Source organism: Cellulophaga tyrosinoxydans (assembly GCF_900176415.1).
In the GTDB taxonomy this organism is placed as follows: Bacteria; Bacteroidota; Bacteroidia; order Flavobacteriales; family Flavobacteriaceae; genus Cellulophaga; species Cellulophaga tyrosinoxydans.
Window position 1 is genome coordinate 347,713 of the sequence record NZ_FWXO01000001.1, and the last position, 25,808, is coordinate 373,520.

At 34.5% G+C, this 25,808-nt stretch carries 18 protein-coding genes and 1 tRNA gene; 4 read left to right on the plus strand and 15 right to left on the minus strand.

Annotated features, from left to right (window positions below):
* Window positions 1-116: 116 nt before the first annotated feature.
* From B8963_RS01600 to B8963_RS01635, 8 genes are read right to left on the minus strand one after another with little or no spacing between them, the layout of a single operon-like run.
* The gene (locus B8963_RS01600) at window positions 117-1,946 is read right to left on the minus strand and encodes a cytochrome c oxidase subunit I (RefSeq protein WP_084059627.1); all 1,830 of its coding nucleotides are present in this window, start codon (window positions 1,944-1,946) and stop codon (window positions 117-119) included.
* 46 nt (window positions 1,947-1,992) lie between these two features.
* Window positions 1,993-3,054 (minus strand): cytochrome c oxidase subunit II transmembrane domain-containing protein, encoded by a 1,062-nt coding sequence (locus B8963_RS01605; protein ID WP_084059629.1) that lies wholly within the window; start codon window positions 3,052-3,054, stop codon window positions 1,993-1,995.
* A 26-nt stretch (window positions 3,055-3,080) separates the two neighbouring features.
* Entirely contained in the window at window positions 3,081-4,418 is a 1,338-nt protein-coding gene (locus B8963_RS01610; RefSeq protein ID WP_084059630.1) for a quinol:cytochrome C oxidoreductase, read from the minus strand.
* Between the two features lie 16 nt (window positions 4,419-4,434).
* Complete coding sequence (locus B8963_RS01615; protein ID WP_084059631.1) at window positions 4,435-4,995, minus strand: c-type cytochrome; 561 nt, start codon at window positions 4,993-4,995, stop codon at window positions 4,435-4,437.
* A gap of 12 nt (window positions 4,996-5,007) precedes the next feature.
* Window positions 5,008-5,529, minus strand: coding sequence for a DUF3341 domain-containing protein (locus B8963_RS01620; protein ID WP_084059632.1), 522 nt, complete (start codon window positions 5,527-5,529; stop codon window positions 5,008-5,010).
* Between the two features lie 2 nt (window positions 5,530-5,531).
* Window positions 5,532-7,298 (minus strand): NrfD/PsrC family molybdoenzyme membrane anchor subunit, encoded by a 1,767-nt coding sequence (gene nrfD, locus B8963_RS01625; protein WP_084059641.1) that lies wholly within the window; start codon window positions 7,296-7,298, stop codon window positions 5,532-5,534.
* 38 nt (window positions 7,299-7,336) lie between these two features.
* Complete coding sequence (locus B8963_RS01630; protein WP_084059642.1) at window positions 7,337-10,465, minus strand: TAT-variant-translocated molybdopterin oxidoreductase; 3,129 nt, start codon at window positions 10,463-10,465, stop codon at window positions 7,337-7,339.
* Window positions 10,466-10,504: 39 nt separating this feature from the next.
* Window positions 10,505-11,839 carry a c-type cytochrome gene (locus B8963_RS01635; protein WP_084059643.1) on the minus strand — a complete coding sequence of 445 codons (1,335 nt, stop codon included), beginning with the start codon at window positions 11,837-11,839 and terminating at the stop codon, window positions 10,505-10,507.
* A gap of 230 nt (window positions 11,840-12,069) precedes the next feature.
* Here B8963_RS01635 and B8963_RS01640 point away from each other — a divergent pair, with 230 nt between their 5' ends.
* Together B8963_RS01640 and B8963_RS01645 are read left to right on the plus strand one after the other, a co-directional pair.
* Window positions 12,070-12,429, plus strand: a complete 360-nt coding sequence (locus tag B8963_RS01640; RefSeq protein WP_084059644.1) for a hypothetical protein — start codon at window positions 12,070-12,072, stop codon at window positions 12,427-12,429.
* Window positions 12,430-12,611: 182 nt separating this feature from the next.
* A complete protein-coding gene (locus tag B8963_RS01645; RefSeq protein ID WP_084059645.1) occupies window positions 12,612-13,829 on the plus strand; it encodes an IS4 family transposase in 1,218 nt (405 codons plus the stop codon).
* A 79-nt stretch (window positions 13,830-13,908) separates the two neighbouring features.
* On the opposite strand, the gene infB is transcribed toward B8963_RS01645, so the two are convergent.
* The 4 genes from infB to B8963_RS01665 all read right to left on the minus strand — a co-directional run bounded on the left by infB (window position 13,909) and on the right by B8963_RS01665 (window position 18,759).
* The gene (infB, locus tag B8963_RS01650) at window positions 13,909-16,746 is read right to left on the minus strand and encodes a translation initiation factor IF-2 (protein WP_084059646.1); all 2,838 of its coding nucleotides are present in this window, start codon (window positions 16,744-16,746) and stop codon (window positions 13,909-13,911) included.
* 43 nt (window positions 16,747-16,789) lie between these two features.
* A complete protein-coding gene (gene nusA, locus B8963_RS01655) occupies window positions 16,790-18,022 on the minus strand; it encodes a transcription termination factor NusA (protein WP_084059649.1) in 1,233 nt (410 codons plus the stop codon).
* Between the two features lie 12 nt (window positions 18,023-18,034).
* On the minus strand, window positions 18,035-18,496 hold the full coding sequence (gene rimP / locus B8963_RS01660; RefSeq protein ID WP_084059651.1) for a ribosome assembly cofactor RimP: 462 nt from the start codon (window positions 18,494-18,496) through the stop codon (window positions 18,035-18,037).
* A 191-nt stretch (window positions 18,497-18,687) separates the two neighbouring features.
* Window positions 18,688-18,759 (minus strand) — tRNA-Gln (locus B8963_RS01665).
* Window positions 18,760-18,926: 167 nt separating this feature from the next.
* Here B8963_RS01665 and B8963_RS01670 point away from each other — a divergent pair.
* Window positions 18,927-22,295 carry a glycosyltransferase family 117 protein gene (locus tag B8963_RS01670; RefSeq protein WP_084059670.1) on the plus strand — a complete coding sequence of 1,123 codons (3,369 nt, stop codon included), beginning with the start codon at window positions 18,927-18,929 and terminating at the stop codon, window positions 22,293-22,295.
* 57 nt (window positions 22,296-22,352) lie between these two features.
* Here B8963_RS01670 and B8963_RS01675 read toward each other — a convergent pair whose 3' ends face one another.
* The 3 genes from B8963_RS01675 to B8963_RS01685 form a co-directional block, all read right to left on the minus strand.
* Entirely contained in the window at window positions 22,353-22,649 is a 297-nt protein-coding gene (locus B8963_RS01675) for a thioredoxin family protein (RefSeq protein ID WP_084059673.1), read from the minus strand.
* 96 nt (window positions 22,650-22,745) lie between these two features.
* Window positions 22,746-23,969 (minus strand): metallophosphoesterase, encoded by a 1,224-nt coding sequence (locus B8963_RS01680; protein ID WP_084059674.1) that lies wholly within the window; start codon window positions 23,967-23,969, stop codon window positions 22,746-22,748.
* A gap of 58 nt (window positions 23,970-24,027) precedes the next feature.
* Window positions 24,028-24,750, minus strand: coding sequence for a copper homeostasis protein CutC (locus tag B8963_RS01685; RefSeq protein ID WP_084059675.1), 723 nt, complete (start codon window positions 24,748-24,750; stop codon window positions 24,028-24,030).
* A 43-nt stretch (window positions 24,751-24,793) separates the two neighbouring features.
* On the opposite strand from B8963_RS01685, the gene B8963_RS01690 reads away from it, so the two are divergent.
* Window positions 24,794-25,780, plus strand: coding sequence for an isoaspartyl peptidase/L-asparaginase family protein (locus B8963_RS01690; protein ID WP_084059676.1), 987 nt, complete (start codon window positions 24,794-24,796; stop codon window positions 25,778-25,780).
* Window positions 25,781-25,808: the final 28 nt, after the last annotated feature.

Below are 25,808 nucleotides of genomic sequence, written 5' to 3' on the forward strand. Positions count from 1 at the left end.
ACTTGTACTAAATATATTATAAAATTACTAAATGGAGATCAAAGTTTAATTATACTGAATAAAAAACCCTTTGTCAAATAAAACAAAGGGTTTTTTATATAATTTATATCACTTGATTAATGATGCATTTCTTCTTCGTTCTCCTGCATAGGTACAGTTTGTGGAACGAAATCTTGCCCTGGAATTACATACTCACCATCTTCTCTTGTTTTGCTATAATCATAAGCCCAACGATGTACATGAGGTATTTCACCAGGCCAGTTACCATGTATATGCTCGATAGGTGTAGTCCACTCTAAAGTATTAGATTTCCATGGGTTTTGAGGTCCTTTCTTACCATAGAAAATACTACTAATAAAATTATAAACGAATATTAATTGTGCAAAAGCAGCAATAATTGCGAACATAGTAATTAATATTTGAACATCTGTCAATTCATCGAACATTGGAAACGCAGTATTCTGATAATATCTTCTAGGAACACCTGCCATACCCACAAAATGCATTGGGAAAAATACCCCATAAGCACAAACCGCTGTTATCCAAAAGTGAACATAACCTAAATTCTTATTCATCATTCTACCGTAAAACATTTTAGGAAACCAATGATAAACACCAGCAAATAAACCGTAAAGTGCAGAAATACCCATTACTAAATGGAAGTGTGCTACTACGAAATACGTATCATGAACGTTAATATCTAAAGTACTATCTCCTAATATAATTCCAGTTAAACCACCACTAATAAAAGTAGATACCAATCCAATAGAAAATAACATCCCCGGATTTAATTGCAAGTTACCCTTCCACAAGGTAGTTATATAGTTAAATGCCTTTACTGCAGATGGTATTGCAATTAATAGGGTTGTAAATGTAAATACAGATCCTAAAAATGGATTCATACCAGAAATAAACATATGGTGACCCCAAACTATGGTAGATAAAAACGCAATTGCTATTATCGACGCAATCATTGCTCTATAACCGAAAATAGGTTTACGAGCATTAGTAGACATTACTTCAGAAGTAATACCCAACGCAGGTAATAATACAATGTATACTTCAGGGTGGCCTAAAAACCAGAATAAATGTTCGTATAATACTGGCGATCCACCTTGGTAATGTAAAACTTCACCTTGAATAAAAATATCTGAAAGGAAAAATGAGGTTCCAAAACTTCTATCCATTATCAGCAACAATGCAGCTGACAATAATACCGGGAAGGAAATTACCCCGATAACTGCAGTTACAAAAAATGCCCAAATAGTTAAAGGCAATCTTGTCATAGACATACCCTTTGTTCTAAGGTTGATAACAGTTACAATGTAATTTAATGAACCTAATAAAGAAGATGCAATAAATATAGCCATAGAAACTAACCACAATGTCATACCCATTCCAGATCCAGGTTGTGCCATTGGCAATGCACTTAATGGAGGATATACTGTCCAACCTGCAGCAGCTGGTCCCGCTTCAACAAATAATGAAAATAGCATTATTATAGAAGATAAGAAAAACAACCAATAGGAAACCATGTTTAGGAAACCGGATGCCATATCACGTGCACCAATCTGTAATGGAATTAAGAGGTTACTAAACGTACCACTTAATCCTGCGGTTAATACAAAGAATACCATTATGGTACCATGTATGGTAACCAATGCTAAATAAATATCAGCATCCATAACTCCATCAGGAGCCCATTTTCCAAGCAATGCTTCGAATACTGGAAAAGACTCTCCTGGCCAAGCTAATTGCATTCTAAATAAAATAGACATGGCAATACCAATAGCTCCCATAATCAAACCAGTAATTAAATACTGCTTTGAAATCATTTTATGATCTTGACTAAAAATATATTTAGTTACAAAAGTCTCTTTGTGATGATGATGTCCATGATCGTCATTTGAATGATCATCTACGTGTGCATGTGCTGTTGCTGACATAATCGAAATCTTATTTTTTTATATTAATTTTCTTTAATAGCCTAATTTACTGTGCCGAAGCCAACATAGTTTTACCAAAAGTCTGTTGTTCAGCAATCCATTTGTTGTATTCCTCTTCGGTTTCTACTATAATTTTCATCTGCATATTGTAGTGAGATTTACCACAAATTTTGTTACATAGTAGAATGTAATCAAACTGCCATGGATCCGAATTATCCTCACCCTTTGCAGCTCTTTCTGCTCTAATTGCATTAGTTCTCTTAACTTTCTCCATTACATCAGGATTTTGACGCATCTCTTCTGTAGTATATATTGGTGTATAAGAAAACTCAGTTATCATACCTGGAACGCAATTCATTTGTGCTCTAAAATGTGGCATATAAGCGGAATGCAAAACATCTTGTGAACGCATCTTAAAATTAACTTTTCTACCTACTGGCAAATGCAATTCTTTAACTATAATATCATCTGTAGCATTAGGATCAGCTTCATCTAAACCTAATACGTTTGCTCTATCGATATCGATCATTCTCACATTAGCATCGCCTAAAACATTGTCCTCACCACCATATCTAGCAGTCCAATTAAATTGTTGTGCATATAATTCAACAATTAATGGATCGTCTTCATCATTTACATCCATGATGTTCGTCCAAGTATAAAGACCCCATAATATTAATCCAGCTAATACAACAACAGGAATAATGGTCCAAATGAACTCTAAACGATCATTGTCTGCATAGAATAATGCTTTTTTACCTTTTTCACCTCTGTACTTATAACCAAAATAGTGTAATAATGCTTGCGTTAGGGTTTGAACAATAAAAATAATCACAAACGACCAAAGCATTAAACTATCATATTCTGCCCCGTGTTCTGACGCAGCTTCAGGTAGTAACATTTTTGAATATTTCCAGAAACTAAAAATAGTAATCCCGTAAATAAATATTAAAAAAGCAAATAGTAAATATCCATTATACTTATTATCCTTATCGGTAGCTACTTCTGAATTATCTGATTTTATCTGCGACAATTCAAAAATTTTGGTCATTTGCCAAATAGCAATTGCCACTAATACTAAAACAGCTATAATTAAAAATGCAGTCATTTTATGATTTAATGTTATATTTTATACTAGTAATGAAAATTCTTACTCTCTTCAATAAACGGATTTCGCTTAGGCTGTAAAGGTGCTTTTGAAAGCGCTCTAAATACCCAGAATATAAATAACCCAGCGAAAAATAATATTGATCCTATTTCTGGTATACCAATGTACCATTGATCACCAACAGTTGATGGCATAATTGCATTAAATATGTCTAAATAATGCCCTGCTAAAATTACAATCCCAGCCATTATTACAAACCAATTTACTCTTTTGAAATCACTGTTCATTAATAATAATACTGGAAACAAAAAGTTCATAGCTATCATCCCAAAGAAAGGCAATTTAAAATCTGCAATTCTGGTTACATAATAGGTTACTTCTTCAGGAATATCAGAATACCAAATTAACATAAACTGAGAGAACCATAAATATGTCCAGAATATACTAATACCGAACATAAATTTAGCCAAATCATGTATGTGGCTATTATTAACATCTTGCAATAAGCCTTTTGATTTCAAGTAAATAGTTACCATAGCAATTACAGTAATTCCTGACACAAACATACTTGCAAAAATATACCAGCCAAATAAAGTACTAAACCAGTGTGGGTCAACACTCATAATCCAGTCCCAAGACATCATAGATTCTGTTACTAAGTAGAATACTAAAAATCCAGCAGACCATCTAAAATTCTTTTTAAAGTTAGAATCATCTGTTGCTTCATCTTGAGCTAGTGATAGTTTTCTTGAATATTCTCTATAAAAAATCCATCCAGCTAAAAATATAGCTGCTCTAATTAAAAAGAACGTACCATTTAAAAATCCAGCCTTTCCTTGCAACAATTTGTCATGAGCAACAACTTCAGGATCCATCCAAACAAAAAGATGATTCATATGCGCTACAGACAATGCAAGAATTACGAAAACAATAATTCCGCCTGGCACAAGATAAGCTGTAATGCCCTCCATTACTCTAAACAATAAAGGAGACCAACCCGCTTGAGCAGCTCTTTGAATTGCATAAAACGCTAGAACACCTAAGGAAATCATAAAGAAAAAGAACGCAGCAACGTATAACGCCGCCCACGGCTTATTCTGTAATTGATGTAATAAATGTTCGTCATGTGAAGCATCGTGAGATTCGCCATGTGCCTCTGAAACTCCATGAGCATTAGCAGTAGTTTCATGATGACTTGTTTCAGCCGCATGACCTCCACCGTGACCATCTTCATGACTAGCAACAATTGCTTTAGCTTCTTCAACGGTACCAGGCATTGAAACAAATCCTATACCGATACCAATGACACCAAGAACCATTAATACAATTGAAGCAATTTTTAATCTATTTGAAATAGTGTACATATCTAAAATCTATGTATTATTTAGTTAAATCTTGTTTTAATTTCATCACGTATTCTGATACTTGCCAACGCTCTTCTTCGTTTAATTGATTTGCGTAAGATCCCATAGAGTTCAGTCCGTAATAAATTGTATGGTATGTGCTACCCACAGTGATATTTCTACCAACATCAGAGTAGTTTGGCACCCCTAATATTTTCTCACGACTTACTAAGTTACCATTACCATCACCCTTAGAGCCATGACAAATTCCACAATAAATAGTGTACAATTCCGCACCTACAGCCAAATTTGCTTCAGTGTTTAACGAATCTAATGGGCTTAACTGCAACCTTGCAAGTTCTTTACCCTCAGGTCCATTTGCAAATTTGTAAGGCATTTTGCCTCTTGCAATGGTATTTTCAACTGGTATACCAGCTTCCATCCCGCTTGGCAAAAAATCTACTTTTTGATAGGTCTCGTAACCCACTGATTCATACATATTTGGCATGTACTGATAATTTTTACCATTCTTGTCTGCACAAGAAGTAAAAGACACCATAACCAAAACGATAACTAAAATTTTTATAAAACTCTTCATATCTTTTTTTGACTACTTTTCTGCAATATTTATTTCAACTGCCCCTGTTTCTGATAATAACTTAATTAGTTCATCCTCATTATCATGAATTTCAATTTCCATTAGAAAATGATCATCAGTTGTTCTTTTATCAGGATTCTCAGCTTCCTTGAATGGCCATAATCGACTTCTCATATAAAAAGTAATAACCATTAAGTGAGCAGCAAAAAACACCGTCAACTCAAACATAATAGGAACAAATGCAGGCATATTTTCTAGGTAGCTAAAGCTTGGTTTACCTCCAATATCTTGCGGCCAATCCTCAATCATAATAAAATTCATCATGACAATTGCAACGGTTAAACCAACGCAACCATACATAAATGATGTAATTGCGATTCTTGTTGGAGCGATACCCATTGCTTTGTCTAGTCCGTGAACTGGAAAAGGACAATAGACTTCCTCTATATGATGTTTAGCCTGTCTTACTTTTTTTACAGCGTGCATTAAAACATCATCATCTGTATAAAGTGCATGTATAACTTTAGATGCCATATCTACTTATTGTTATTTAAAATCTTAGCTTGACCTGCCCAATCGTCTCTTAATGCTCTTCCAGGGAATGAACCAGTAATAGAATCCAACAAATCATATTCTTTTTCAGTCATTTTACTCACTTGAGAAAACTTATAAATTCCAATTTGGTTTAAAGTTTTTTCCATTTGTGGGCCGATACCTTTTACTTGTTTTAAATCATCTGCAGTATCAGTAGCGGCATTAAAGACACCTAAAGTGCCTAATAATGAAGAAACCTTAGCAGAACTATCTTCAGCAACTTTTTCAGGCTTCGTATTATCATTTACAGATGTATTATCCGAAGCTTTCTTTACACCTCTATTAATTGCACTTGCAGGAGTTGGGATTATTTCATAACCAGGTTTACCTGCTTCACGCAATTTTTTATATTTCTCTCCAGATGCTTTCATGATGGTTTTAACCTCCGCTTGAGCAATTACCGGGAATGTTCTAGAATATAATAAGAATAACACAAAGAAAAATCCTATAGTTCCGATAAATATTCCAATATCAACAAATGTTGGTGAAAACATTGTCCAAGAAGATGGCAAATAATCACGGTGTAATGATGTTACGATAATTACGAAACGCTCAAACCACATTCCAATATTTACGACAATAGAAATAAAGAAAGAGAACATAATACTAGTACGTAATTTTTTAGACCACATAAATTGTGGAGAAAACACGTTGCAAGTCATCATTGACCAATAAGCCCAAGCATATGGTCCTGTTGCTCTATTCAAGAAAGCATATTGTTCATATTCTACTCCAGAATACCATGCCATGAATAATTCTGTAATATAAGCACAACCTACAATGGAACCTGTTAACATAATTACTATGTTCATAAGCTCAATATGTTGTACGGTAATATAATCTTCTAGATTACAAACTTTACGCATAATAATAAGTAAAGTATTAACCATTGCGAAACCAGAGAAAATAGCTCCTGCAACGAAGTATGGTGGGAAAATTGTAGTATGCCAACCTGGAATTACCGATGTTGCGAAATCGAAAGATACAATAGTGTGCACAGAAAGTACAAGTGGTGTTGCCAATCCTGCTAATACTAATGATACTTCTTCGAAACGTTGCCAATCTTTAGCACGACCTGTCCAACCAAAACTTAACAAACTATATATTTTCTTCTGAAAAGGCTTAACAGCTCTATCACGAATCATAGCAAAATCTGGCAAAAGACCAGTCCACCAGAAAACTAATGATACCGATAAATAGGTTGATATCGCAAAAACGTCCCAAAGTAAAGGGGAGTTAAAGTTTACCCAAAGGGAACCAAATTGGTTAGGAATTGGTAATACCCAATAAGCCAACCAAGGACGACCCATGTGAATAATTGGAAATAATCCTGCTTGAACAACAGAGAAAATTGTCATTGCCTCCGCAGAACGGTTAATAGCCATTCTCCATTTTTGACGGAATAATAGCAATACCGCTGAAATTAATGTTCCAGCATGCCCGATACCTACCCACCAAACAAAGTTAGTAATATCCCATGCCCATCCAACTGTTTTATTTAATCCCCAAGTTCCAATACCAGTAGATATCGTGTAAATTATACAACCAATACCCCAAAGGAATGCTACTAATGCTATTGAAAAAACAATCCACCATTGTTTATTTGCTCTTCCTTCAACTGGACGAGCAATATCCACAGAAATGTCATGGTAGCTTTTATCTCCAAGTACTAGTGGTTTTCTTATAGGTGCTTCGTAATGCGACGCCATATTTTAAATTATAGTTACGTTGATCTTTTAAAAATTTTCTAAACTTCTTCTGTATTTCTCACCTTAACATGATAGAATACATTTGGCTTGGTGCCTACATGCTCTAACAAGTGATACATACGGCTACTCTCTTTTAATTCTGCAATTTTGCTATCACCATCATTAACATCTCCAAAGACCATAGCACCACTACTACAAGCAGCAGAACAAGCGGTTTGGAATTCTCCATCCTTAACAACACGACCATCTCTTTTAGCATCAAGAATAGTTTTTTGTGTTTTTTGAATACACATAGAACATTTTTCCATAACACCTCTTGATCTAACAGTTACATCAGGATTAATAACCATTTTACCTAAGTCGTTATTCATATGATAATCGAACTCATCATTGTTATTATACAAGAACCAGTTAAATCTACGTACTTTATATGGACAGTTGTTTGCACAATATCTTGTACCTACACATCTATTATATGCCATATGATTTTGACCTTGTCTACCATGTGATGTTGCAGCAACAGGACAAACAGTCTCACAAGGAGCATGATTACAATGTTGACACATTACAGGTTGGAATGCCACTTGAGGATTTACTGCTGGATCTTCTAATTCACCAAATCCACTTAGCGAACCTTTATCACCCGTTAAACCATCAAATTCATCTTTCTTAATATTATCTTGCTCAAAAGTATCTTCCGAAGAATAATATCTATCAATACGCAACCAGTGCATATCTCTTGATTTTCTCACCTCTTCTTTACCTACAACAGGAACGTTATTTTCAGCATGACAAGCTATAACACAAGCCCCACAACCAGTACAAGCATTTAAATCTATAGATAAATTAAAATGATGTCCTATAGAACGATCAAAACTATCCCATAAATCTACTGAGGTCGCTAATACTTCTTGATGATCTAAAGACACCATTGGCTGAATATTCCATTCTGCCGCGTCTTTAGTATTAAATATTTCAAGGGTGGTTTCTTTAATAATATCACCTCTACCCATTAAAGTTTTATGCAATTGAACACATGCAAATTCGTGGTTACCTGCAACTTTTTCTATACTCACATTCTGAGTAGCAGAAAAATCTTGATATAAAGGATATGCATTAACTCCAGTTTGCATTTCAGATTTCAATCCTTCTTTCTTACCATATCCGAATGAAAGACCGATAGAACCTACTGCTTGACCTGGCTGGATAATTACAGGCACATTGCTAACAGAAACACCGTTTACAGTAACCTTAGCATAACTACCATCTAAACCACCGTTGGCAACATTTTCATTTACAAATCCTAATTTTTCAGCATCTGCTTTAGAAACAGTTAGGTAGTTATCCCAAGATACACGAGTAATAGGATCTGGAAATTCTTGTAACCAAGGATTATTCGCCATTTGGCCATCTCCCATTCCAGTTTTAGAATACAATACCAATTCCATACCAGATGTATCTGCACTTGCCAAACTGCGCAATGCAGAAGCAAGAGGAATCTCAGTTGTAGCAACAACTTCCTCTGTTTCTATTACAGAAGCAGCAGCCACAACAGGTACTGACTCCATAACAACAGCATCACTTACCGCATAAAACCCGTCATGCAATGCTTCATTCCAGTCACTAGAACCTAAAACATTAGCTGTCCACGTTTCTTTTATGTAATCATAATAAGTCTTATCAGAACCAATCCATTTTAATAATGATGTCTGAAACTGACGCGTATCAAATAATTCTTTTATAGCAGGCTGAATAAGAGCAAAATTACCTTTCTTCATTTGAACATCACCCCAAGATTCTAAATAATGAGGAGCTGCACCTACATATTGAGTAACAACACTTGTTTCATTTACATTTGAAGAAAATGATACAGATAAACCTACATTCTTTAAACCTTCAGCAAAATCAGCTGCATTTGGCAAAGAGTACATCGGATTTACTCCATCCATAAGGATAGCTCCTACTCTACCTGCCTTCATCTCGGAAATTAAAGCATTTACCGCCTTTACATTTCCTTGACGTGTATATTTTGGAGCAGTAGCATCAAATGCTTTGCTTCCTAAAAATTCATTAATTGCTAATACTACAGCTTGTGCGTTTTCATCATCCAAACCAGTGACTACCACTGCATTTGCACCTGCTTTTTTAATACTTGCAACAGCACTTTCCAACGCTTTTGCAACAGCATCACTCAATTCACCACCTACTGACGAATTGTTTAATTTAGCATATAAGTTCGCTAAAGCTACTTTTTGTTGACTAGGTTTTAATGGCACCCTTTTATCCGCATTAGCTCCAGTTAAAGACATATTAGCTTCAAACTGAAAATGCTTGGACATTTTTCCATTCTGCGGCACTCTACCTTTAGAACAACCACTATCATAACCACCACCTTGCCAATCTCCTAAAAAGTCAGCACCAAAAGAAACTATAACTTCAGCTTTTGAAAAATCATAATCAGCTAAAGCTCTTTCTCCGTATTTTGCTTGAAATGCATTTAAAGCAGCATCTTCAGAGATAGCATCATAAACCACATGATTTACATTGCCATAAACTTCTTTAAACTCATTTACCAACCTTGCAGTTGATGGACTAGCATAGGTTTGTGTTAAAACAGCAATTTGTTTACCAGAATTTTTAGCAGCTTCTAATCCTTTTTTAACAGCCGCATCTAGACCACTCCATTCAATAGACTCACCATTAAAGGTCGGCCCTTGTAAACGAGTACTGTCGTATAAATTTAAAACAGATGCATTAACACGTGCATTTGCACTTGCATTAATCTTAGCATCGGTATTATTGTGAATAGAGATAGGACGACCTTCTCTAGTTCTTACCAAAACACTAGCAAAATCGAATCCGTTTGCTATTGTAGTTGCATAATGATTTGCCACACCAGGAATAATACTTTCTGGTTGAACAACATAAGGAATAGATTTAACTACTGGTCCTTCACAAGCTGCTAAAGTTGCGGCTGCAGTACTAAAACCAACATATTTCAAGAAATCTCTTCTATTCGTTGATGAGGAAGCTAAATTTTCTTTATCTCCCAAAAATTCATCAACAGGAATATCTTGAACAAACTCATTATGTCTTAGCGTCTCAACAATGGAATCGTTAGGATTTAACTCCGCTTCGCTTTTCCAATATTTTTTGTTTGATGCCATACGTATATCTCTGAAATTATCTCTTCTTTATTAAACCTATTAATAGTGACATTTTCCACATTCCAAACCACCCATTTGAGCAGCTGTTAAGGACTCTACACCATATTTTTTCGAAAGTTCGGCGTGGATTTTATCATAATACTCATTTCCTTCCACCTTAACATTTGTCTCTCTGTGACAATTAATACACCAACCCATAGTTAATGGAGAAAATTGCTGCATTATTTCCATCTCCTCAACAGGACCATGACATGTTTGACATTCTATCCCAGCAACAGAAACGTGTTGTGAGTGATTGAAATACGCGAAGTCTGGTAAATTATGTATTCTCACCCATTCCACAGGCTTACTTTCACCTGTGTATTTTTGATTCTCTTCATCCCAACCTACAGCCGCATAAAGCTTCTTGATTTCGCCAGTATAGAATTCATTAGTATATCCATTAGCCAAATCTTCCGCTGATGGCCCTTCAGGATTTCCTGAATATTCAGCAATAGATTTATGACAGTTCATACAAACGTTTAATGATGGTATACCTGAATGCTTTGAAACACGTGCAGAAGAATGACAATATTTACATTCTATTTTATTATCTCCAGCATGCACTTTGTGCGAATAATGTATTGGTTGAATTGGAGCATAACCCTGATCAACACCTACCTGCATCATCCATCCGTAAGCAAAATATGCACCGCTTAGCAATAAGAAAATAACAGATACCAAAACTAAAAATTGATTTTTTACAAAAGCCTTCCAAATTGGCGTTCTTTTTTGCGACGCTTCTTTTTCAACAGCAATACCATTAGCTTCTGCAATTCTTGTTAACGTTTTGTTCACCATGAACAACATCATCACCAATAAACCAAACACTAGCACTAAGGCTCCCAGAATTATTTCATTCGACAAACCATTTGCTTGGGCATCACCGGTAGTTACAGCGGTTGCAACTGCAGGAGTCACAGGAGCTGGAGGCGGAGCAGCAGTATATGCTAAAATATCATCTATATCAGCATTAGACAGGGTTGGAAAAGCAGTCATAGCTGCTTTATTATATTCATTGTAAATCTTGTTTGCATAAGCATCACCAGAAGCAATGACACCAGAACTGTTTTTAATCCATGCATAGATCCACTCTTTATCCAAGCCTTCTTCCGCTAGACGAGTTTCAACATTAGCAAGGGCAGGACCAGTCATCTTTTTAGCTAAAGAGTGACATGCAGCACAATTTTGATTAAACAAAGATTTACCCTTAACGGCATCACCAGCAGACGTAGTTTCGTCTTGCGAGAAAAGGTTTGCTGAAAAGAACAGACAAACTAATAGACTGACACCTAAAACTTTAGAAAATTGATTGCGGTACGTAACCTTTTTCATATTAAAATAATTTCTATTGACCCTTTGGCACGATTCTTACTATACATTAAAAAATTAAAGAATGTTATCCTCCAAATCGAAGGCAAAAATACGACATAGACTTTATTTGCGAAATGTTAAGGTATTTATAATTTCTAATTTATAATAATTCTAAATAAAAATCTATTGTTTTGTTTAATCATTAAAAAATTACTTTTGTAAAACGATAAAAAGCATAATTAAAAAGAACTATGAAAATTATAATTAATACATTGATAATTACCCTTTTTGGTTTTTATTGTAATGCACAACAAGGTGAAATTAACATTAAACAAGACGAGAGAATTCCTAAATTATTAGAGATATACAAGTCCGCTGAAGAAAACTCAGAATACTATCAAATACAAGTTTATAACGGCACCTTAACAGGAGCAAATACACAAAAAGCAAATTTAGATGTAGATTTCCCAACTTGGGAAACGAAAATTGATCATGTAGATACCGATTACAGGGTGAGAATTAAAAAAATAAAAACAGCCCTTGAGGCAGAACGAAAATATTTAGAAGTGCGAAAAAAATATCCTGCAGCAATTATTATTACTCCAAACTAAATCAAAATATTGTACAAATAAAAAAAGCACCCCTAAGGGCAGTCATGGTCGGAAGATTTTTCTTCCGACTTTTTTTGTTTTGAGGAACTTAAGGATTTGATTTTAATTAACTGAATATCAATTGATTATTTTGTTTTTGTGATGTAATTTTCGTATATTAATACATTGGTAATCAATGTATTATGCCGGTATTTAAAGATCATAAAATTACAGTAAGTCAACTATTAGGTGTTATTCCTGAAGTACTTTTATCCAAATTATCATTAACTACCAAAGTTGATTATTACGCCAAAGTTCTTCATGGCAAAAAAATGTTCTATTTACTACTTTATAGTATTGTAGAGAACGAAAAATTAAGTCAACGTACTTTAGAGGATACTTTCAATGATTATCTATTCAAGACTCTTTTTGATTTAGATACCTCTGAAACTATAAGACGAAGTTCTATTTCTGAAAGATTATCTAAAATCGATTCCGATTATTTCCGTCAAATATACCAGTGTGTTTATCAGCAATTTCACGATGCCTATCCTAACAAGGATAAGGAAAAACACCATTTAATTCGTGTAGATAGCTCTATGGTTAGTGAGGCTTCTGCTAAATTATTAAAAGGTATTGACCATAAAAATGGAAAGAAATCTGTTAAATATAGTATGGCTTTTGACGGCTTGTTGCCTTGTCACTCTGAAGTGTTTACTAAGGCAAAGTATTCTAGTGAAGATATGGCTTTACCAGAAGCTATACTGAATCATGTAAAGCAAGAAACACATCATCAAAATATCTATGTCATTGATAGAGGGCTTCAGTCTACAAAAACTATGAAGTCATTTACTAATGATGCTATTACTTTTATTGTCAGAGCAAAAGAAAACCGAAAACATGTAGAACTAAAATCTTTAGTTAAACAAGGTCAAGACTTAGATTTAGGGGAATTGATTCTTATTAAAGATAGTAAAGTGCAACTATACACAGGAAAAACGATCCATAACAAAAAAGGCAATATTCATCACAGGGAAGAATTAGTAGAAACACCTTTTCGTCTAATTGTTGCAAAAACAAAAACAGAAGATTTAAAAGAGTTTTGGTTTATTACCAATGATTTTGACTTATCTGCCAAAGAAGTAGCCCAGGCCTATAGAAGACGATGGGATATTGAGGTGTTTTTTCGCTTTATAAAACAAGAACTCAATGTAAGTCACTTTGTGTCATTAAATAAAAATGGAATAGAAGTTATGCTATACATGACTTTTATTGTTGCTATGTTAGTCTTAATCTATAAAAAAGCAAACAAAATAGGTTACAAAACCGCAAAAAGAAGATTTAAAATGGAACTCAGAAATTTGGCCATCGCCATGATTGTGGTAGTCTGTGAAGGAAATTTAAACCATTTTGAAACCTAAAAAAAATGGCCGGAATTTCTTCCGACCATGACTGCTCAATTGAGTCCTTTTTTTATTTGTATTTCTATTCAAAAGATACTTATTTAAGTTTCTTTTTAACTGCAATTTCTTGAAATGCTTCAACAATATCCAATTCTCTAATATCATTGTAATTCTTAATCTGAAGACCACAATCATATCCTTTAGCAACTTCCTTAACATCATCTTTAAATCGTTTTAATGATGTCAATTCACCCGTAAATACTACCACACCATCACGTATTAAGCGTATTCCAGAATTTCTAAAGATTTTACCACTAGTTACCATACAACCAGCAATGGTTCCTATTTTAGATATTTTGAATGTCTCTCTAATTTCTGCAGTACCAGTAATTTCCTCTTTCATTTCAGGAGAAAGCATACCTTCCATTGCATCTTTAAGATCATTAATAGCATCATAGATAATAGAATACATTCTAATATCAATTTCTTCATTATCTGCTATTGCACGTGCGTTACCCATTGGCCTTACATTAAATCCAATAATAACCGCATCTGAAGCTGAAGCCAACAATACATCAGACTCTGTAATTGGACCAACTGCTTTATGAATAATATTCACTTGAATTTCTGCTGTTGATAATTTTTGGAACGAATCCGTTAATGCTTCAACAGATCCATCAACATCACCTTTAAGGATAATATTTAATTCTTTGAAATCACCTAAAGCAATACGTCTTCCAATTTCATCTAATGTAATATGACGTTGCGTTCTTACTGATTGCTCGCGTAATAACTGACCACGCTTCGCTGCAATTTGTTTCGCTTCGCGTTCATCTTCTAGTACATTAAATTTATCCCCAGCTTGAGGTGCACCGTCTAAACCCAATATAGATATTGGCGTTGAAGGTCCTGCTACTTTAATGCTATTACCTCTTTCATCATGCATGGCTTTAATTTTACCACTACATGTACCAGCAAGCACATAATCTCCAATTTTCAAAGATCCTGCTTGAACCAAAACTGTAGACACATAACCTCTTCCTTTATCTAAGAAAGCTTCTACTACAGTCCCACTTGCCAATTTATCTGGATTAGCTTTAAGCTCAAGAAGCTCTGCTTCTAACAATACTTTTTCCAGTAACTCCTTTACACCTTGACCTGTTTTAGCTGAAATATCATGAGACTGAATTTTTCCACCCCAATCTTCAACCAAAAGGTTCATTTGTGCCAGTCCGTCTTTAATTTTTTCCACATTCGCATTTGGCTTATCTATTTTATTGATAGCAAATACAATTGGAACACCTGCTGCTTGAGCATGACTAATTGCTTCTTTGGTTTGAGGCATGATATCATCATCTGCCGCAACAACAATAATTGCAATATCAGTTACTTGAGCACCACGTGCACGCATCGCCGTAAAGGCTTCGTGACCAGGAGTATCTAAGAAAGCAATTTTTTGACCACTATCTAAAGTAACCCCATATGCACCTATATGCTGCGTAATTCCTCCACTTTCACCAGCAATAACATTTTCTTTACGGATATAATCCAATAAAGAAGTTTTACCGTGATCTACGTGACCCATTACAGTAACAATAGGAGCTCTTTCTTTTAAATCTTTTGGATTATCTGCTTTTTCTTCAATTGCCTCTTCGATTTCCGCTGAGACAAATTCCACTTCGTATCCAAACTCTTCAGCAACAATAGAAAGTGTTTCTGCATCTAAACGCTGATTCATTGTAACCATTATTCCAAGAGACATACAAGCCGATATAATTTTGGTTGTAGGCACATCCATCATAGTAGCTACTTCATTAGCCGTTACGAACTCAGTTACTTTAAGAATTTTACTTTCTAATTCTTGTTGTTCAAGATCTTTTTCCGTTTGTTGACGGTGTTGATCTCTTTTATCTCTTCTATATTTAGCTCCTTTTCCTTTTTTAGATTTACCTTGAAGTTTTTCCAAAGTTTCTCTAACCTGCTTTTGCACATCTTCTTCCGTAGGCTCTACTTTAGCCACAGGATTAAATCTTTGAACAGGACCTCTTCTTGGACCTCCAGTGTTGCCACCCGCTCTTGCTGGACGGTTACCGCCACCTTGATTTCCAGTACTTGTTTGACCAGGAGTTGTATTATTGCTTACTATTCTTCTTCTACGCTTCTTTTTATCGCTAGCGTCTCCAGGTTTAGCAACCTCTTTTTTCTTTTTAGGCTTTTCGAACTTAGAAAGGTCTATTTTGGCTCCAGTGATTTTTGGGCCACTTAATTTCTTATACTGCGTAGTCAGAGTTTCAGATTCTTGAGATTTTTCTTCAACCTCTTCTACAGGAGCTTTACTTTCCTTTACCTCTTCCACTTTAGCCACAGGCGCAACTTCTTGCTCCTTTTCTTTTACCACTTCTGGTTTAACCTTCTCCTTAGGTGATAAATCTATTTTATCAACCACTTTAAATTTAGGTCTATCAGCAGCTGCCTTAACAACAACCGGCTCCGATTTAACTTCTTTAACTGGTTCTGGCTCTATTGGTTTTGGAACTTCTTGAGCCTTTTCCTCTTTAGGTTGCTCCTTTTTATCTAAATCTATTTTACCAACAGTTTTAGGTCCGGTGAGCTCCGCTTTACCTCTAATAACTTGTTCAGAAGCTGCTTTACGCTCTCTTTCGACCTTACGGTCTTCTTGCTCCTGTTCAAGTTGTTGCCTAATAGCTTCTTTTTCTTTACGCTTTTCTTCCCCAACTTCCTTAGATGCAACCTTTTTGCTCATATCCGTTTGGAACTCATCCAAAAGAACTTGATACACCTCATTAGAAATTTTAGTGGTAGGCCTGGCGTCCACATCATGACCTTTGGAACCCAAAAAATCTACCGCCCTGTCGAGTGAAATGTTTAGTTCCCGTAGGACTTTATTAAGCCTTATTGTTGCATTATCTGCCATAAATACTTGTTACTATACTTGAAATTTCTTGCTAATATATAGCTTAATCTGCTAATTCTTCTTTTAAGATACGCACAACTTCTAAAATTGTTTCCTCTTCCAAATCTGTACGCTTTACTAAATCATCAACATCCTGCTCTAAAACACTACGAGCAGTATCCATCCCTATCTTCTTAAACTCATCGATAATCCATGCTTCGATTTCATCTGAGAATTCTGTTAATTCAACATCTTCCTCTACACCTTCACGGAATACATCTATTTCATAACCAGTTAATTGACCAGCCAATCTAATATTATGACCGCCTCTACCGATAGCCTTAGAAACCTCTTCTGGTTTTAAATATACCTGAGCAGTCATTTTCTCATCATTAAGCTTTACGGAAGACACACGCGCTGGACTCAATGCTCTTGTTACTAATAACTGAGGATTACTTGTCCAATTTATTACGTCTATATTTTCATTACCCAACTCCCTAACGATACCATGAATACGAGAACCTTTCATACCTACACAAGCTCCTACTGGATCAATACGATCATCATAAGAATCTACTGCAACTTTCGCCTTTTCTCCTGGTATTCTTACAACTTTTTTAACTGTAATTAAACCATCGAATACTTCCGGTATTTCTTGAAAAAACAATTGCTCTAAAAATGCAGGTGCCGTTCTAGACATTATAATTACAGGTTTGTTTCCTTTTAATTCTACACTTTCAATTACACCACGAACATTATCTCCTTTTCTAAAAAAGTCTGATGGTATTTGTTTTTCTTTAGGCATGATAATTTCATTGCCTTCATCATCCAACAAAATCACAACTTTATGTCTAATATGATGCACTTCTGCAGTATATATTTCGCCTTCTAAATCTTTAAATTGCTTATATATTGTAGTATTATCATGTTCATGAATTTTAGATATTAAGTTTTGACGTAATGCCAAAATAGCTCTTCTACCTAATTGTATTAACTTTACTTCTTCAGAAACATCTTCACCTACTTCAAAATCTGGCTCAATCTTGCGCGCTTCACTTAATGAAATCTCTTCATTTGGCTCCTCCACTTGTCCATCTTCAACAACTACACGATTTCTCCATATTTCCAAATCCCCTTTATCAGGATTAATAATAATATCAAAGTTATCATCAGAACCAAACTTTTTCTTAAGTGCGTTTCTAAAAACATCTTCCAAAATCGCCATTAGCGTTACCCTGTCTATGAACTTATCGTCCTTAAATTCCGAAAAAGATTCGATCAGCGCAATATTTTCCATTTTATACTACAATTAAAATTTTATTATAACTTTTGCTTCTTGAATATCAGAAAAATCAAATTCTTGCTTTTTCTGAACTGTAACTTTACCCTTACCAACTGGTTTAGGTTCTCTAGCTTTCCACTCTAAAGTAATACCCTGATCATTAACATCAGTTAAAACACCTTCAAATTTACTACCTTGAGACTTCACTTCCAATTCTCTACCTATATTCTTTTTGTACTGTCTTGGCATAATCATAGGAGAAGTCGCTCCAGCTGAAGCAACTTCTAAAGAAAAATCTTCTTCTTCTCTGTCTAAATTATGTTCTATAGCTCTACTTACAGCCATACAATCTTTTAAAGTAACACCAGTATCACCATCCAATACTATGTTTATTTTATTACCAGCAGCTATGGTAAAATCTATTAAAAATATAGATTTATTCTCCTCTAAAGCCCCTTCTAATAACGCTAAAACTTTTTCTTTAAACATAAAACTAAGTAATAAAAGAGGGGACAAATTGTCCCCTCGTATATACTATTCTTCCTTACAGCAGTGCAAATATACATTTTTTTTCAACATACAATATAAATTACAGCTACAAGATTTAATCAAGTGAAACTTACTTTAGATTTAAAATAAAATCCCCGCTCTTTCAAAAGCAGGGATTAACTTAAATTCTGTTGGTCCACAAGGACTCGAACCTTGAATGACGGTACCAAAAACCGGAGTGTTGCCAATTACACCATGGACCATTACCTCTAAAAGAGGTGCAAATTTAATACAAAGTTTTACATCCACAAATATTTTAAAAAAAATAATTTAAAAAAAGAAAAGAGTTGATGTTAAAGGTTTATCAAAAAATGAGAATGATATCTATTTTAATTAGTAAATTCGCCGTTATTGATAAAATTCAACATAGATGTTTTCAAAAAATTTTGAGAGATGGGACTCCATTTTAGGATGGTTTGTTTTTTTTATTGCATTAATAACTTATTGGATTACTGTTGAGCCAACCGGTAGCTTTTGGGATGCCGGTGAGTATATAGCCACTTCGGCTAAACTACAAGTAGGCCACCCACCTGGAGCACCATTACTTCAAATGATAGGTGCTTTTTTCTCAATGTTTGCTATTGACGAAACCTATATTGCCATTATGGTAAATTACGTTTCTGGCGTATCTAGTGCGTTCACCATATTATTTATGTTTTGGACGATAACCAATCTCACAAAAAAATTAATTGTACAAGACGAAGCTATTTCAAACAGCAAAGCAATTGCCATATTAGGCAGCGGACTTGTTGGTTCCTTAGCTTTTACATTCTCCGATAGTTTCTGGTTTAATGCCGTTGAAACAGAAGTATATGCCATGGCAAGTTTAATTATGGCTGTATTATTATGGATGGGCTTAAAATGGGTTGACAATTTAGATAATCCAAGAGGAGATAAATGGATTGTTTTAATGTCGTTCATTGTTGGTTTGACCTTTGGTATTCAATTCATGGGCTTTTTAGCCATTCCTTCTATTGGATTACTTTATTATTTTAAAAAATATAAAACTACAACAGTTAAAAGCTTTTTATTAGCAAACATTATAGTGGTCGCCATATTAATGTTAGTCTATAAGTTCTCTCTCACCTATGTATTAGTTGCTTTTGGTTGGAGCGAAGTGTTCTTTATTAATACTATAGGACTACCTTTTAACTCAGGTTCTATTATTATGGGCTTAGTATTTATTTCTGCCTTTTATTTTGGACTTCGATATACTAGAAAAAATAATTACCATACAGCGAATACTATTGTTTTATGCTTAATGTTTTTGTTTTTCGGTTTTTCTTCATGGTTAATGCTTCCTATAAGAGCAAATGCTAATGTAGTAATTAATGAAAATGATCCGTCAGACGCTCGTTCTTTGTTAGCATATTACAACAGAGAGCAATACCCTGGTGTTGATAGTCCTTTTTATGGCGCCTATTACTCCAATGCTTTTGCACCAGCAGGACCAGAAAAAGATGAAAAGCCCAAGTATGAAAAAGATGAAAAAGCCGGTAAGTATATTATTGTAAATAAATATAAAAACGCTACACAAGGTCCCAACGAAAAACATGTAGGTTTTCTACCAAGAATGTGGAGTGAACAAAATGTTGAAAATTACATGCGTTATTTTGGCACTCTAGAATTTAAACCCAAAACTAATAGCGCAGAGTTGCGCGAAGCCATTGCGCAACTTAAATCTGGCTTTGCCAAAGGTGATATTAGCGAAAGTCAATACGTTCAGTTTCTGAATAGATTTGGGGATTATATTGAGGTACAACCACCATCTGTTTGGGACAACGTAAAATACATGATTGATTTTCAATTTGGATATATGTATTGGCGTTATTTTATGTGGAATTTTACAGGAAAACAAAATGACAAACAGGGTCGTTATGATGAAAATGGAAATTGGCTTAGTGGAATCTCATTTATAGACTCCCTTAGACCATCGATTGGCAGTCAAACTAATTTACCTAGTGATATTTTAAATAATAAAGGAAGAAACCTCTATTATTTCTTACCACTTATTCTAGGCATCATAGGCATACTCTATCAGCTAGGAAAAAATCCTAAACAATTTTGGGTCCTTTTCGTGTTTTTTATATTTACTGGTATTGCAATTCAGTTTTATACCAATCCTTCTATATTTCAACCAAGAGAAAGAGACTATTCTTTAGTGGGGTCTTTTTATATTTTCGCTATTTGGATTGGGATTGGCGTATATGGAATCTTTGATTCGTTTAAAAAACTGATTACCCCTAAAATTTCAGCTCCGGTTACCGTTGCTATATGCTTACTTGCCGTTCCTTTTCTAATGGGATATCAAAACTGGGATGATCATGATAGATCTAACAGATTTACAGCAAAATCAACCGCAATTGATTATTTGGAGTCTACGCAAAAAAATGCAGGGGCAATACTTTTTACCATTGGAGATAATGATACATTTCCATTGTGGTATGCTCAAGAGATTGAAAAAATAAGAACAGATGTTCGCGTTATCAATACTAGCTTATTTGCTACAGATTGGTATATAGACCAAATGAAGAAGAAAGCCTATGAAAGCGATCCAATACCTTCACAATTAACCCATGAACAATATAGAGTAGGATCTAGAGATGTGGTTTATTACCAGAATGTTGACAGATTATACAATAAAAACATATCTGAATCTAGATGGGATATTAAAGCTTTTATGGAATGGGTTGCTAGTGATGAGCCTAGAACTAAACTTAGAAGTGTTATAGAAGCATCACAAGAACAAAACCCGAGCGACTATCCTGAAAATACATTAGATATTGTTTTTTATCCAACAAACCATATTCGTGTTCCAGTAAATAAAAAGAATGTATTAGAAAGTGGTTTGGTAAAAGAAAAAGATTCTGCGTTAATAGTAGACTACATTGATATAGAATTACCAAAGAGTGCATTACCTAAAAATAGGTTGTTAATGTTAGATTTACTTGCCAATAACGATTGGAAAAGGCCAATTTACTTTTCAGGTGGTAGTTTTGACGATGGAGAGTATTTATGGATGAAAGATTATTTACAATTAGATGGGCTAGTTTACAAACTGGTACCTATTAAAACTACTAATGCGAGTTCTTACGAAATGGGAAGAATAGATAGTGATTTAATGTATGATATTGTAAAAAAATGGGAATGGGGAAATTCAGGAAGTTCTGATATTTACCATGATCCCCAAACAAGAATTCAAGGTCTTTCTTTTAGAGGCAACATAGCCCGTCTAGTTGAGCAACTCATAAATGAAAACAAAATTGATAAAGCCAAAGAAATGATCAACATTGCAATGACTAATATGCCGGTTGAACATTTTGAGTATTATGCTTTTGTGGAACCTTTTGTAGATGGCTATTATAAAGTTGGTGAAACAGCTAAGGCTCGTAAGATTTTTGAACAATTAAAGAAAAAATATCAGGAAAAGCTAGATTATTATGCTGCCATGCCATTAGATGAACAATATGAAAAGCTAAATGAAATAATTACTGATATGGAAGCTTATAACAGAAATATAGATATTGTTATTAGAAATGGAGATCGGGAATTAGCTGAAAAAGAAACGATCATCTTCAATGAATATATTGACAAGTTTAGCAGATTTGTAGATGGCGGTCAAGACCCATTATTAAAAGAACACACATCGAAGGACAATCCAGATTTAATAGACTCCAGCCAAATTGATGGCACTGCTATTCCTGAAACCTTAGATACCATTCCTATTATACAGGAATAAAAGCATAAAAAAACCGAGATATTCATCTCGGTTTTTTTATGCTTTTATTCTAAATATTTAAATATACTCGTTTAGAATACCTATTAAGGTATTTGCATCTTGTTCTCCACTCTGGCGCCAAACCATTTCGCCATTTTTATAAATCATAAGGGTTGGCAAGCCTTTAACTCTCAAAGCTTGTGATAACTCTTTATTTTTATCAACATCAATCTTAATTACCTTACCCTTATCACCTAAGGCTGCCGCTACATCACGTAGCACAGGGTGCATTGCAGTGGATTGTTCATTCCACTCTGCATAAAAATCCAGAAGCACTGGAGTCTTTGATTCTATTAGTTCACCAAATTTAGACATACTTGAATGTTTGGATTCATTAGTCAAATGTAAGAAAAAATGTTAAAAAAATAATTTCCTAGTCCTTTTTGTCATTTTTAATTCAAATAAGTTAGGCTAAATTCTTTTTTTCAATGTTATAACAGTTATTTCTGGCCATATTCCCACACGACCAGGATAACCTAAAAACCCAAAGCCACGATTTACATTTATATATTGCCCTAACTCCTGATAAATCCCGGCCCAATATTTATACCTCCATTTTACTGGACTCCATTTAATCCATCCTGGAATTTCAATCCCAAACTGCATACCATGCGTATGCCCACTCAACGTTAAATGGTAATGATCATCATCATGCAACACTTTATCTTCCCAATGACTAGGGTCGTGACTTAATAATATTTTAAAATCGTTCTTTTGTATATTTTTTGTAGCTTTTTTTAAATCTCCAGCTTTTTTAAAACCCCCTCTTCCCCAATTTTCCACACCAATAAGTGCAATTTTGTCATTGCCTTTTGTTAAATAACGACTATCATTCAAAAGTAAATCGAACCCTATTTCTTTTTGCAACTTCTTTAAATCTTCTAAATTTTCTGCTTTTTCTTCTTCTGTATTCCAATCTACATAATCACCATAATCATGATTTCCGAGTATAGAGAACTTACCATCCTTAGCTTCAAGAGTAGAAAATAATTCTTTCCAAGGGTGCATTTCTTCTGCTTTATTATTTACCAAATCCCCAGTAAAAAGCAAAACATCGCTCTTTTGCTTATTTATTAAATCAATAGCATAAACAATCTTTTCTCTATTATCAAAACTACCACTATGCACATCAGAAATTTGAGTTATTTGATACCCATCAAAAGCATCTGGCAAATCATCAAACTCCAAATTATATTTTAATACCTTAAAGTTATACTTGCCTTTGTACATTCCATAAAGCAAACCTCCAAAAGGTACTGCAGCAATTCCCATAGCAATTAAACTAAGAAATCGCCTGCGCTCAGGAAAAGTAAATGTTTTATCTATTCCAAAAACTTTTTGGTAAAACCCAGATAATAATCTAAATAAATCTTCAGATAACAAGAAGACAACAGTGATAATTTTAAATGTTACAACAGTAAGCAAAAACCCTAAAGCATAGCTTTTTGGTCTACTCAACACTCGACCATCTGTAGCTCCAAAAGTAAATTGATAAATAAAATTACCTAAAACCAATAACGATATTGCAATAAAGGCGTAATGCACCCATGGATATCTTGTGCCAGCTTTTATAGCCTGTAAGGTATAGAATCCTAAAACTAGGTAAACAATGATAAATATAATCCAACGTAGCATGCACTATTTTTTTTACAAAGGTATTTCTAATTACGAAAAGCAGTAGCCCATTTAAACATTATTTAACCCTTGTTACAATATCTTGTATTGTTCGCAAATTAGAAATTGCAACTTTATCTTCATCTAAAAAAGGTAAAAAACTCATGGGCAAATTTTTCCTATTTACATTTTTCTCAAGCAAAGAAGCCGCCGAAAAATGAACATTCTTAAATTTTTTCTCTTTAAACAACAACACATTATCGTAGTTAATACCACTTGCCGGTATAATCTGACAATGTTTTGTATTTTCATTAAGTGTACTAAGCAATTCTATTCCATCTTCTGCTTTTTTTTGCTGCCCACTTGTTAAAACATAATTTACTCCCAGCTGCTCTAATTGTTGCAAAGCCATAAATGGATCTTGCACCCAATCAAATGCTCTATGAAAAGTAAACTTTGATCCTTTGGAAGCTCTTATTAATTGCTCCGTTCTTTTCAAATCAATATTAAAATCCGACATTAAAACGCCTGAAACTATTCCTTCAAAACCAAGACCAATACAGTGATCAATATCGTTTAACATCACTTTAAAATCAAAATCAGAATATACAAAATCTCCTCCCCTTGGCCGAATAAGCACATGAACGGGAATATGTATATGCTCTTTAACGGCTTTTAGCAAACCAAAAGATGGAGTAACACCACCAAGACCTAATTCAGAACAAAGCTCAATTCTGTCTGCTCCAGCTTTTTGAGCATTTAACGCAGATTCTAAAGAATTAGCGCAAACTTCTACTTGCATATTCTTATATTTAAAACCCTAATGTAATCAACACATCAATAGAATGCAAAGAAGAAAATTTCTAAAAAGTTCGACTATTGCCACAGCTGGATTAATTTCCTCGCCAATTCTCGCATCTTGTAAAGAAGAAAATAAATCAATTATCTCAGAAAACAACAGAGAACAACCTATAGTAATTGCTACATGGAATGTTGAAAATGCCACTTCTAAAGCATGGGAGGTTTTAAAAAGCGGCGGTAGTTCTTTAGACGCAGTAGAACAAGGTGTAATGATCGAAGAGGCTGATGTAAAAAATCAGTCGGTAGGGAAAGGAGGCAGACCCGATCGCGATGGGAATGTCACTCTTGATGCTTGCATTATGGATTCCGAAGGTAATTGCGGAGCAGTACTTTGCATAGAAAATATAGTACACCCAATTTCCGTTGCCCGAAAAGTTATGGAAGATACTCCACATGTAATGCTCGCCGGAAAAGGAGCAGAGCAATTCGCCTATGAAAAAGGATTTAAAAAGGAGAATTTACTAACAGAAAAATCCAAACAGGAATGGTTAGAATGGAAAAAAACCGCTCAGTACAAACCTATTGTGAATATTGAAAATCACGATACCATTGGAATGCTTGCCATAGATAATAACGGCAACATATCGGGAGCTTGCACTACTAGTGGCATGGCTTATAAGATAGCAGGTCGCGTAGGTGATTCCCCCATAATAGGCGCAGGACTTTTTGTTGATAACGAGGTTGGCGGTGCAACTGCTACAGGAGTTGGTGAGGAAGTTGTACGAACCGTGGGAAGTTTTTTAATTGTAGAATTAATGCGACAAGGCAAATCGCCTCAAGAAGCCTGCGAAGAAGGTGTTCGGAGAATTATAAAAAAGAATAAAAACAAGTTAAATTTTCAAATAGGATTTATAGCCATAAATAAAAAAGGAGAAACTGGAGGATATTGCATTCAACCAGGATTTAGCTATAGAACCTATTCCGAAGCCGGACATGTAAATAATATCCCTGAATCCTATATTAAAGAATAAATTAATAAATGGAATTAGATAATCTTCG